Source organism: Fictibacillus sp. WQ 8-8 (assembly GCF_024494405.1).
GTDB classification, from domain to species: Bacteria; Bacillota; Bacilli; order Bacillales; family Fictibacillaceae; genus Fictibacillus_C; species Fictibacillus_C marinisediminis.
In genome coordinates this window covers 1-11416 of record NZ_JAMXKG010000032.1, presented here as the reverse complement: position 1 = coordinate 11416, position 11416 = coordinate 1, and the positions used below count along the sequence as shown (strand labels likewise).

Here is an 11416-nt window from a genome sequence, read left to right as displayed (position 1 = left end):
AAGCTTTACAAATGGCGGACACAATAACGGTTGGAATTGTGAAACAATTCCCCAAAAAGTTCAAATATAAGAGTTGCTGATTGCACAATAAGATTATAAAGGGCACTAATTTCAGTGCCCTGGTTATTTAGTTTTTGTGATTTCAAATTGAACTAAACTCCCTCTATGTAGAAACGGATATCTCTCGATTCCTACACTATTCTCAAGATTTCATAAAGGATTGAAGATTGAAACGCATGGATGTTGCAATAAAAATTAAATAAAGGATAACTTTGGAGTTGAAGAGAAAAAACAATTCATAGTCAACCAAACCACCACTAACCAAAAAGTGGATATTAGTTAATTTATAATCGCACTAAGTGGATTTCCACATCTTTCATGAAGGTTAACCCTCCCATATCTCAACAGAGTCTTTGCTCCAAAATTCCTTCGTCCAACCTTTCCATGAGGTGTCCTTTCGCTGTCCAGCTTCAGAACATCTCTATCTTATCAGGAGGCTATTTTTATTCTCAAACCTCGTTTTTCTTCATTACAGGAATGCTGCCCATTGGTTTAAGTAAAACGCTTCACAAATAAACTTTCAGTATTATTACTCTTCCTGGTTCCCTCCACAATCTGGCCTTAAAATGAAAAAAGCGCAATCCTTGTTCCAGGAAAGCCCCCGTTAGTTGAAGAACTTATTTTTTGGTTTGATTTAAAAAATCTACTATTAGTGCAAATAAGGCTGAAACAAAAACAATCACCATAAATGTACCATATATATAACTATGAGCTGTAATAGTCAATATTGAAACTATAAAAGATAAAACAGTTGATAAAATCAATGATATTCGTCGCATACTTTACCTCTTTTTTTCACATAAGTAATGAACCCGTTAGTAAAATAAACCCTTTGATGATGACCATTTTTAATGTTGATAATGCTCATGCACAGGGTTTTCAACAGGGCGATGATTAATCTGCTTTTTAACATAATTAACATCATAAAAAGTAGTAATCAATACGATAACTGTTAAAATAACCATTATGAAGATTGAATTGTAGGTATGATTAAAAGTGGGAGTTTCATCACTACTTTTCCTTAAAATATTACTGATTAGAAAAAAGATTAAAGACACAACTATGATATATAGGACATCCATAAACGCTAACATTATTTTAAAGTTCCCTGAAGGTAACATTTCTCCCAGCATTGCTCCCATCATGCTACCCATTAGTGAAGCTGCCATTCCTTCAATTGTTACAAACAAGCCCAACCGTTCACCTAAAAAATATCCAACAATCAAACTTAAAATCATGGCAAGAATCGTTGAAGAAGTTAAATCATTTTTATAAACAATTCCTGAAATTAATCCAATAGCCAAACTTGACACCATTCCCAATGACATCACTATTATCATGCCTGTCATGCCTGTTAATTTATCTATATTGGAAGAAATTTTGCAAATCAAGAAAGTATTATAACCTAATACTATTAATGTACTTATAATTAATAACATCCACTAACCCCCCCTAAATAAAGTAGCTTTCACAATGAGATCCACAATTACAGCGAGAGCCACATTTACAGTAGGGATAATAATTACAGCCAGAATTACAACTCATTTTATTTTATCCCCTTCTAAATAGTTTTTCTTATTTAATACTATGAGGGATAATAAAAATTGCTTGTACATATGTCTCATATCTTGAACCACAAAAAGACTTTTATCATAAACATAGCTTTGTAATGATGAAGCTAGGAATAAGAGAGACGCTTCATGTAATAATGGGTATAAGCGTCCACCCGTTTTTGACCAAATCATTTATTGTTTGGAAGCAAACAATAACTCGGTATATTTGAGCAAAATCGGTCACACCAAAATGAAATATACCCTTTTTGTATGTTCGATATCATAATCCATTTCTTATTTAAGAAAATGGCCCTTTAATGGAATAACAAGGCTTTGGCTCTCACAAATATATCAGTTCAACAATAACCTAGCGTTTGATTTGATATAACCATCTGTCAGAGAATCAATCGAAATCGGTACGAAGAAATTTATATATTAAAAGACCTTGGTATAATCCTTCTATACCAAGGTCTTTTTGACTTTATCCGATTGAACCTTCCATCTTAATATTAATAAATTGATGTTTTTATACCGTGTTACGGAACTTTTAAAACCCATATAAATCAACGTTTTTATTATTTTCTCTTCAAATCATTTCATTTGTTTTTAATCTAAGTCAGCATTACCTTTAAATCAACTAAATAATACAATGGTAATTGGTAAAAGAGAAATGAGTATTTTGCAAGTCAAAAAGCCCTTCATTTTCTTCAAAATTGGTAGGTTTTTCTTCCTCTTCTCTTTCGGTCGCAGCTGCAATTTCCTCGGGGGCATTTAACCAATCTATATGAAACCAACCTTATTTGGAGAGTGCCCATTCAGACTCTCCATATCAATTTGTAATTGTTTTCTTTATCAATCAGTTCAAATCTCAGCAGATTTTTTAGTTATAAAATGAAAGATTGTCTCTTTTTATTGTGCCTCCTAATACTTAAACACTTTCATGTTTTGGTAAACATCATTCAAATGTTCCAATTATCCTTCTTTGCACAATAAAAAATTATATGACATACTTAACCATTTTAGATATCAATGGAACTTAAAGAAGATGACCCCTGTTGAATACAGAAATCATCTCCTTTGTGCAGCCTAGTCTCTTTTTTAAAATGTCCTTTATAATGGGTACAGTTTATTCTTGCATCTTCTTCTTTAATCAGATGATAAGAAAAAGCATCCGCCCCTTGGTGCGTTGCAGCTTCCATAAAGGGGCAATATTTGAAAGGTTGGCGTGTGTTATTAGATGTTGTAATTTCTCAGCTTTTTCCACCTGCAGCTGGTCTGCATCTGCCTCAAAGGTTAAGTTCAGATTAGCGATGCCTTCGTCACAGCAGAATTGGATGTGCTGTTAGTTTAATCCTCCAATTTAGATAAGTTAAGGCGGTAATCCAACTGCATGAAAAGCAGATTCTACTGTTTTTGTAGCCGTTTGGGGAATTTTTCCGCTATCAGCAAGTTTTTGTGTTGCTTTTAATACGGGTTTGACAAATTGATTGAAATTTGTCGCGGCAAACAAGTTTTGCATGGCATGGTACCATATCTAAGCCGCCTTGTAAGTGCCAATCTCCATAGACACCAGGTAAAATACTTTATTTGGTATACCGCTATTGATATGGACACCATAGTTATCTTGCGACCCTTCAAAGTAGTTTCTCATATAATCTGGCTGCAAATCCTTGCCTATTAATTTATTGTCGAAAGCTGTGCCAGGTGCTTACATAGAACGAGTGCTTGCCCTTTTAATGAGGGTCCCATTATCTCAGCACCGATTAACCAGTCTGCATCCTGTGCTGATTGTTTTAATGATATTGCTTTATAGCAATCCTAAAAACATCCGAGAGATGTTCGTTTAAAGCTCCAGGCTGCTTTTCATATTCTAGCCCGCTTGTGAACTGGGTCACTCCATGTGTAAGTTCGTGCCCAATCACATCTAGTGAGTTTGTAAAACCCAACAAAAATAGTTCGCTGATTAATATATGATATTAATGATCACTGGTCATGACTCATGCCTCATAAATTGGATCTCCGTGAACTGATATTCTGCCTTTTGCTCATAATATTCCTTTACAGGGACACTCTATAATCAAAATAAACTTCTATAGGTTGGAGGCTGTCAGAATGAAGGTTTTATCAATGATCCAGCCATGGGCAAGCCTTTTTGTCCTTAGAGAGGCAACATATGAAACAAGGTCATGGAGAACGAATTATCGGGGGCCACTTGCCATTCACACAAGTAAAAAAATAGATAAAGACGTCTCTAACCATATAGCCATAAAGTCGTTGCTTGGTAAGCACGGATACACACCAGAGAATCTTCCAACTGGCCAGATCATTGCTGTATGCAAACTTGTAGATTGTTTGAAGGTAACTGAAAACAATGAGACATGGGCCATTCTGGAGGATGGTCGAATCGTATCAGGGAATGACTATTTTATGGGTGACTTTATAGTGGGAGGTTATGCTTGGGTAGTTGAGGATATGCAGATGCTGGATGAATTTATTCCAGCAAAGGGAAAGCTAGGATTATGGGAGCATGTTTTAATTTTATAGGAGCTGATACATTGCACACGATGCGCTGAATCAGCTCCTTTTTATTATAGAAAAGAAAACCCTAGGCTAGGCCTAGGGTTCCAAAAAGCTTTCAGCGTTGTATGAAAAAAACTCTCCCGAGGTGCTAAAATATTTTTGGTTCGCCAACCAAAATAACAGCATACGGAGGAGTTTTTATGTCAAAAGACAATAATTGTGAAATCGACAAAACTTTAATGTATTTTTATTCCATACAATCTTTCGCCTGTTTTAATAGGAATTTCTGTTCCTGTACATTTTGTGTTAACGAAGCAGCACGCTGGAATTCTTCAAATGCTTCCCTCTTTCTCCCCAGCTTTAGAAGAAAATTACCCTTTACGCTCGGAAGCAAATGATAGTTCTTCAACGCCTGATCCAAAAGTAGAGAATCAACAATCTTTAACCCTGCCTCTGGCCCAAATGCCATCGATATAGCAACCCCACGATTCAATTCCACTATGGGAGAAGGTGCCACCTGGGCAAGGGCATCGTATAGGGTGGAAATTTCTTGCCAATCCGTTTCCGTTGCTGTTCGTGCCTTGGCGTGACAAGCAGCTATAGATGCTTGCAGTGAGTACGGACCATAGGTACCACCAATTTGCTCAATCCGCTTAAGCGCCGAAAAGCCACGGTGAATCAAAAGATCATCCCAAAGCACCCGATTCTGATCCTGAAGCAATATCGGCTCTCCCGATGGACCAATGCGAGCTTTGAAACGTGAGGCCTGGATTTCCATGAGGGCAATCAGGCCATGCACTTCCGGTTCCTCAGGGAGAATTTCCGCCAAAATCCGGCCAAGACGTATGGCTTCATTACACAGTGTTGGACGAATCCAGTTCTCACCGCCGTTTGCAACATATCCTTCATTAAACATGAGATAGATCACTTCCAGAACTGATGAAATACGGCTTGAAAGCTCAAGTCCATGGGGAACTTCAAAAGGTACCTTTGAAGCAGAAAGTGTACGCTTTGCTCTGACGATTCGTTGTGCAATGGTTGATTCCGACATAAGAAATGCTCGCGCAATTTCATCAGTCTTTAATCCGCATAACAGTTTAAGCGTTAGCGCGACTCGAGCTTCCCTGGAAAGCACCGGATGACATGTGGTGAAGATGAGACGCAGGAGATCGTCATTGATTTCCTCTTCAATTGAATCATAGTCCGTTTTTATTTTGAATTCCATATTACGCCCGATTTCCTCATACTTTTGATCACGTAATTTGTTTTGACGCAGAAAATCAATCGCCCGACGTTTGGCAACAGTCATGAGCCAGGCTCCCGGTTTTTCCGGTATGCCTGACACCGGCCATTTTTCAAGTGCAATGGCCAACGCTTCTTGCGCTAAATCTTCTGCAATACTGACATCTTGAACAATTCGGGCAACACCAGCAATGATCTTGACTGATTCGACTGTCCAGACCCCTTCAATGGTACGATGGGTTTCATATGTCTTCACTACTTTGATTTCTCGCGTAATTCAGCTTCTTTTGCCAACATTTCGGTCAGCTCCGGCGCCTCAAATACTTGACGCAATTCAATCTGACCTTCCCCATGTCCCTGCGGGTCTGGCATCCGCATCGCCCACTCAATGGCTTCTTCCCTCGACTTCACATCAATCAGAATGAACCCGGCAATTAATTCTTTCGTTTCCGTGAATGGGCCATCAGTCACCACTGGCTTTTCCCCTGGTATTGGATAGGAAATGCGAATCCCATTTGAACTTGGATGAAGTCCTTTAGCTGCGACCCGGACACCTGCCTTAACTAATTCCTCATTGTACTTACTCATAGCTTCATTAAGCTCAGAACTCGGGCGATTTCCAGCTTCCGAATTTTTCGAGGCTTTGACAATCAACATAAACAGCATACATCTTCCTCCTTATTCTTAGTCACTTTCTTTTTAGAAGTCCATTCATGCTCGGCCTTTGTATAAATACAACGAACAAGAAAAAGCAAAATCGACAACAATCATAAAAAATCTTTGTCAAATTATCTAAATGGAAATATGGGCATGAGAGTATTATTTATTCCAAATAGATTAGCTGTTATTTCACAGAAAAGCTTATACAGATCATGGTGACCACATTTAGACGTTTTTTTATAAGTTTTGTACTGAATTTCGGATAGCAATACAATGTTTCACTTTTGTGATAAATATTGAAACATCTTATTTTAGAAAAACTCCTCGTTAGTTTAATAAATTCAATAAAAAAGTGCATATCTCCTTTTTAGAGAAATGCACCCGTTTGTGGAAGATCCAATCTTAACGACACGATCACCCGACAAACTGAATTAGACTGACTCGTAAAAAAAGCAGTGACGGACTAGGAACTCGAAAGACCTCGACTGCCGCTGCTTTTATTGTGCTAACGTAATCCGGTTAGCGTAATCTACTTTAGGAGACAAGTTCATCTAACCGTCTGGTAAACGAGGCCTATGGCTCCAGAATCAAATGTCTTGTTTTCGATAAGTTTAAGATTGATCTTCTCCTTGAGACCTTGGAATAACGGCAACCCGCTGCCAATCAGGACGGGTGAAACCGTAATTTTATACTCATCTATTAAATCAAGCTGCATAAGGTAGTGTGCGAACCTAGGACTTCCGAGGATGACCATATCCTTGCCTGGCTGCTCTTTGAGGTTCTTGATCTCTTTCTCGACATCTTCTTTCACCAGTCTGGAATTGTTCCATTCGACTTTCTCCAGCGTCGTGGAAAAAACGATTTTGGATGTCTTTTCGATCCACTCGGCATGATCCCGTTCATGCTGCGAAGCTGATGGGTTCGAAGGCACAGATGGCCAGTAATTGTGCATCATCTGATAAGTCCCACGTCCCCAAATAACAGTGTCGGCAGTACTCAGAATTTCTTTCGCGTGTTTCTCCAATTCAGCATCGTAGGAAACCCAGCCAATGTCCATTTCACCGTTCGGCCCTTCTACAAAACCGTCAAGCGATGCGTGCAGAAATAGAACGAGCTTTCTCATTTTCAGTTCTCCTTTGTTCATAATATTTTTGAATTAGATATTGAAGAGGGTGCATATGACGTTGTTTATGATTTGGGTTGCTTTCACCATATTGCTCCTCACCGTAGAATGAACTACATAGGTCTAATCAAGAAAGCTTTAAAACCGAATGGCTTCTTTGCAATCACCTGTTTTCTACAAGGTGGAGACTTAGGCGTAGCAGACATATACGATTGGAAAGTCTTGCAACAAAGAATCCAACATTGTTAAAACATCTTCATACCCATAAATTGTCTCGTCCAAAAATACCCCTTCCATCATACCCACACCCCACTGACCCTAATGTCTTAATATTAGATCTATTCTAACTTAAATTTTCTTTAATTAACAGAGATATCCAGTGTCCGTTATTCCATAATCCTGCTCGTTTGTCCAATAAGCTCAATAAAAAAGTGCAAATCTCCTTCATCGAGAAATGCACCCGATCGTAATATAAGGTTAGCCAGAATCTCTGTTTGACCTTTTTATGGAATAAGATTAACAGTAATAATCAATGTTTGTACTATATAAATCTCCATATAAAAAGCCTTGGCATATTCCTACACCAAGGCTTTTCGTTATTTAACCGATTGAACCTTCCATCTCGAACTTGATTAGTTTTAGGTTTTCAGGTGTTTTTGTATCTTTTCAAATCATTGGTATAATGGGATTTTTGATATTGTTTTATAATATTTCAAATTAAATAAAATAATTGTGGGTACTTTGTGGGTATTTAAAAAACAGACCTTAAAAGTTTAACAACTACTCGAGAAAGTCGAGAACCCGCTTGATCACAAGTTTCGTCGCGTCAGCATCGTAAGATGGTAAACTGCTGTCGGTGAAGAGATGTTCCTTGCCTTCGTACAGAAAAAGTTCAGCGTGATTGGCCGACGCCACAAGCTCACGGGCCGCGTTGATGTCGCCGTCTTCAACGAAAAAAGGATCTGCACTCATGGCGTGAATTTGCACAGGCAAGTCGGCCGGCCACTGAGATTCGAACGCCGAGGTCGGGAGGCAGGCATGAAAAAACAGTGCGCCTCTGGCGCCTTCACGAGTTTGAGCGAGCTGCTGTGCTGCCGGGACACCGAGTGAAAAACCAGCATAGACGACATCGCGTGAAAGCTCGCTGGCTGCCCGAACGCCGCGCGCCGTCACTTCTTCAAATCCTATTTCCTTAACAAACACCAAGCCTTCCTCCAGCGTGGAAAACATGCGGCCGTCAAATAAATCTGGCACGTGTACAGTATGTCCCGCATCTCTCAGTTGATCGGCGATTGCTTCAATCCCCTTCGTTCGGCCTAAAACATGGTGTAACAACAAAACTTCTGCCATCGTTTTTTCCTCCAATTTAATGAATTTCATAGGTCTAAGTTTCGACAAGAAAGCCTGTTTGACCTGCCAGAACTTTACGCTTTAGAAATATCTACCTTAATAAAACCCACCCTTGCTTATTCAATAATCCTGCTCGTTTGTTCAATAAGTTCAATAAAAAAAGTGCAGATCTCCATCTTAGAGAAATGCACCCGATTGTGGAAGATAATAAAGATAAAGTATCATATACAACAAATGATCTTTTTCTTATCACCTAAACATAGTTAAGCTGTCAGGCGGTGTGCAATAATAACGTATTCCAGTCCTGGACGATCAGGGGCTTCTCTTACACCTTCAACAGACAGTCCTACATCCCAAAGAGATTTGCTAATTTCCTTAAGACTCCTAAACCGCAAAGTAGAGTCTGATGTGATTATTGCACCATCGCTCTCAAAAACATAAGTCCATCGAAAAGACACCAATGAGCCTTGAACATCGGTAACATCAACCCAACCTTCGACAACGCCACTGTCAGGTATATCAATTCGCTTATAGGTATTCTCCCTGTTCCATTTCAGCCACGCCTGTGACTCAGGTTTCCGTGTTTCAAAGACCAATCGTCCACCTGACCGTAAAACATCCCGAATCGCAAGTAGAGTTTCTTTCCATTCTTCATCGGTCAGAAAGACTTGAGCAACGTTAGCAGTCATCGTTACAAGGTCAACCTTCAATTTTGGAAGGTCTATTGCATTGCCGTGAATCCATTTGACTCGGTCAGACCAATGTTTTGTTTTAGCCACCTTTAGTGAAGCTTCAGCTGGATCCATTCCAAAAACCTCGATTCCTCTGGCTGCAAGTCGACAAGCAAAAGTTCCTGTTCCACAACCAATATCAAGTACAGAAATTGCACTAAACTCGTTAATCATAGACTCGTAAGCGTCTAAATCAGAACGGTCTGAATCAAATGGATCATAGATATCAGCCAATCTAGGGTTTTCAAAAATTTCATCAGCCATTAAACTTCCTCCCACCCAATTAATTTGCTAATTTAACATAAAAAACGATATAAAACTCAACACTTATCTCAAAGTTTAACCCTCTTTTACTATCTTGCACTTTACTTCAATAAAAAAGTACACTTCTCCTTCTTAGAGAAATGCACCCGATTGTGGAAGATCATTGCAAAGCCTTATTGAACAAAAGCTCCCGTTAGTTTAAGTGCATTTATTCACAATGTTCGCTGTCTATACAAAGAAGAAGCTTGCTGACTCTTACAAGTTAGTGAGACTAACAGCAAGTTTGCTTAAAATTTTAATTGTTGTAAAATAGTGTAAAGTAATTTTATTTTACGGAGGGTAATGAAAATGAAGATTTTGTATGATGAAACATACACTTCAAATGAAGGAAGGCGAGCAAGCAGGAATATTTGGTATGGAGATGCTGATATATCAGTTGATGGTGAGCATGGAAAAATCATTAATCTTAATGAAGATTTTATGGATAATTTATGCGAAATAATAAAAAATGATTTATCTAAAAATGCAGCAAATAAGCCTACTGAAACTAACTGGTATATTTATGGAAGTGGTGTAACTCTGGAAACTATTGGAGACAATAACCTTCCGACAATTATGGTTCGTGAGAAGTCTGACGAGTTTATAACTAATTTTAATATCAGTGACCACGATTTTGCTGTAAATATTGATGCTATTCTGCTGTTTAAGGCTGAATTTGAAAAACGTTTAGCTAGTAATTGAGGAGTAATATCACTATAAGCATTTTCAAACTATTTGAGGGGATGATTTCATAATGAAATCATTCTCCTTTTTCATGTGATGGGAGTCTTTTTGTGTGGAGGAAAAGGACATTTAGAAATACAGATTGTGAATAATTACACTTAAATTAACCTGCCCCTTTAGTTCCATAAGAAAAAGCCGCCTTTAAGACAGCTCCGATCTTTAGCTAACGCACCCGTTTGTTAAATAAGAACTAGCATTTTATTTAATCGATTTTTCCAGCTTGTCCAAACGGATTACTAGATTTCTGCATAAGATAAATTGAGAGACAGGTTAAACCTTTTTTCTCAATTTATAACGGTTTGGAGGGATTTTTATGTCGTCCAAAAAGAAAAAACACTGTGGTTGTAAGCGTTCCTCTAAAACAGTAAAATTAAAATGTAAATGTAAAAAAGTGAAAAAACGCCGGTCCAGTTCAAGCTCAAGTTCAAGCTCAAGCTCAAGCTCAAGTTCAATCTCAATCTCAAGCTTCCATACACTAAGTTCAAGTTCAAGTTCAAGCTCAAGCCCCCATACACTCAGTTCAAGTTCAAGCTCAAGCCCCCATACACTATTCAATAGAGGTTGGTGACAAGCCCTATAGTGGTGATCTCCACCACTAAAGTACACTAATTCTCACAAAATAAACGCGAAGCAATTAGCTTTGCGTTTTTTTTATCTTAATTGGTTGTTTCCCTTCTGTTTAATAGTATCCTCAACATTGAGATAACCGTATTTCCCTGTTTTTTCTTTAATAATTGTGTTTTCTGTGCCATTAAGGTACTGGTAATAAAACTACGAAAAAATCAGCTTCTATTACAGCTTTTTTCACCTGTTCGCCAATTATCTTTAGTTCTTCCAATGTTGTTCTCATTTATAGTCCAATCATATGAAATGCACATAACCTTTATCTTTTTACTCACAAACCTGACTAAATCTATATTTTTAAAACTTGATTCAATATAAAATTTCATTAATCACACGCCCTAATTTATAATAAATTAATCATATTTCCTTTTACCTCTTGTTCAACTCCCTCAGTTTAATACGATTTTCTTGCGAATACTCGCTTATTCACAGGATTTCAAAACCACTGAATTTAAGCTAACGGGTAGATAGAGTAACTTTGGGATCTAAAGGCTTCGTGAAGGCAT

At 38.1% G+C, this 11416-nt stretch carries 11 protein-coding genes and 2 pseudogenes; 4 read left to right on the top strand and 9 right to left on the bottom strand.

Annotation, left to right across the window (positions count from 1 at the left end):
- Window positions 1–908: 908 nt before the first annotated feature.
- Window positions 909–1499, bottom strand: coding sequence for a hypothetical protein (locus M1K46_RS25255; RefSeq protein WP_256228201.1), 591 nt, complete (start codon window positions 1497–1499; stop codon window positions 909–911).
- 1103 nt (window positions 1500–2602) lie between these two features.
- On the opposite strand from M1K46_RS25255, the pseudogene M1K46_RS25250 reads away from it, so the two are divergent.
- Window positions 2603–2703 (top strand): annotated as a pseudogene (locus M1K46_RS25250) (IS3 family transposase); the annotation flags it as partial.
- Window positions 2704–3147: 444 nt separating this feature from the next.
- Here the strand turns inward: M1K46_RS25250 and M1K46_RS25960 are convergent.
- Both M1K46_RS25960 and M1K46_RS25955 read right to left on the bottom strand, forming a co-directional pair.
- Window positions 3148–3264, bottom strand: a complete 117-nt coding sequence (locus M1K46_RS25960; protein ID WP_256228202.1) for a M4 family metallopeptidase — start codon at window positions 3262–3264, stop codon at window positions 3148–3150.
- Between the two features lie 142 nt (window positions 3265–3406).
- Window positions 3407–3535, bottom strand: a complete 129-nt coding sequence (locus M1K46_RS25955) for a M4 family metallopeptidase (RefSeq protein WP_289479769.1) — start codon at window positions 3533–3535, stop codon at window positions 3407–3409.
- A 190-nt stretch (window positions 3536–3725) separates the two neighbouring features.
- Here M1K46_RS25955 and M1K46_RS25235 point away from each other — a divergent pair, with 190 nt between their 5' ends.
- On the top strand, window positions 3726–4157 hold the full coding sequence (locus tag M1K46_RS25235; RefSeq protein WP_211079357.1) for an ASCH domain-containing protein: 432 nt from the start codon (window positions 3726–3728) through the stop codon (window positions 4155–4157).
- Window positions 4158–4380: 223 nt separating this feature from the next.
- Here the strand turns inward: M1K46_RS25235 and M1K46_RS25230 are convergent, their stop codons facing one another.
- The 3 genes from M1K46_RS25230 to M1K46_RS25220 all read right to left on the bottom strand — a co-directional run bounded on the left by M1K46_RS25230 (window position 4381) and on the right by M1K46_RS25220 (window position 7158).
- Entirely contained in the window at window positions 4381–5631 is a 1251-nt protein-coding gene (locus tag M1K46_RS25230) for an RNA polymerase sigma factor (RefSeq protein WP_256228200.1), read from the bottom strand.
- The gene (locus M1K46_RS25225) at window positions 5631–6041 is read right to left on the bottom strand and encodes a YciI family protein (RefSeq protein WP_256228199.1); all 411 of its coding nucleotides are present in this window, start codon (window positions 6039–6041) and stop codon (window positions 5631–5633) included. The genes M1K46_RS25230 and M1K46_RS25225 overlap by 1 nt, the downstream gene beginning before the upstream one ends.
- Before the next feature lie 541 nt (window positions 6042–6582).
- Window positions 6583–7158, bottom strand: coding sequence for a dihydrofolate reductase family protein (locus tag M1K46_RS25220; protein ID WP_248254018.1), 576 nt, complete (start codon window positions 7156–7158; stop codon window positions 6583–6585).
- Window positions 7159–7176: 18 nt separating this feature from the next.
- On the opposite strand from M1K46_RS25220, the pseudogene M1K46_RS25215 reads away from it, so the two are divergent.
- Window positions 7177–7380 (top strand): annotated as a pseudogene (locus M1K46_RS25215) (methyltransferase domain-containing protein); the annotation flags it as partial.
- Between the two features lie 558 nt (window positions 7381–7938).
- Here the strand turns inward: M1K46_RS25215 and M1K46_RS25210 are convergent.
- Both M1K46_RS25210 and M1K46_RS25205 read right to left on the bottom strand, forming a co-directional pair.
- A complete protein-coding gene (locus M1K46_RS25210; RefSeq protein WP_256228197.1) occupies window positions 7939–8508 on the bottom strand; it encodes a dienelactone hydrolase family protein in 570 nt (189 codons plus the stop codon).
- A 263-nt stretch (window positions 8509–8771) separates the two neighbouring features.
- Window positions 8772–9503: a class I SAM-dependent methyltransferase gene (locus M1K46_RS25205; RefSeq protein WP_256228194.1), complete on the bottom strand. Its 732-nt coding sequence runs from the start codon at window positions 9501–9503 to the stop codon at window positions 8772–8774.
- Between the two features lie 348 nt (window positions 9504–9851).
- Here M1K46_RS25205 and M1K46_RS25200 point away from each other — a divergent pair, with 348 nt between their 5' ends.
- A complete protein-coding gene (locus tag M1K46_RS25200; protein WP_256228193.1) occupies window positions 9852–10244 on the top strand; it encodes a hypothetical protein in 393 nt (130 codons plus the stop codon).
- 312 nt (window positions 10245–10556) lie between these two features.
- On the opposite strand, the gene M1K46_RS25195 is transcribed toward M1K46_RS25200, so the two are convergent.
- Window positions 10557–10841: a hypothetical protein gene (locus M1K46_RS25195; RefSeq protein WP_256228192.1), complete on the bottom strand. Its 285-nt coding sequence runs from the start codon at window positions 10839–10841 to the stop codon at window positions 10557–10559.
- Window positions 10842–11416: the final 575 nt, after the last annotated feature.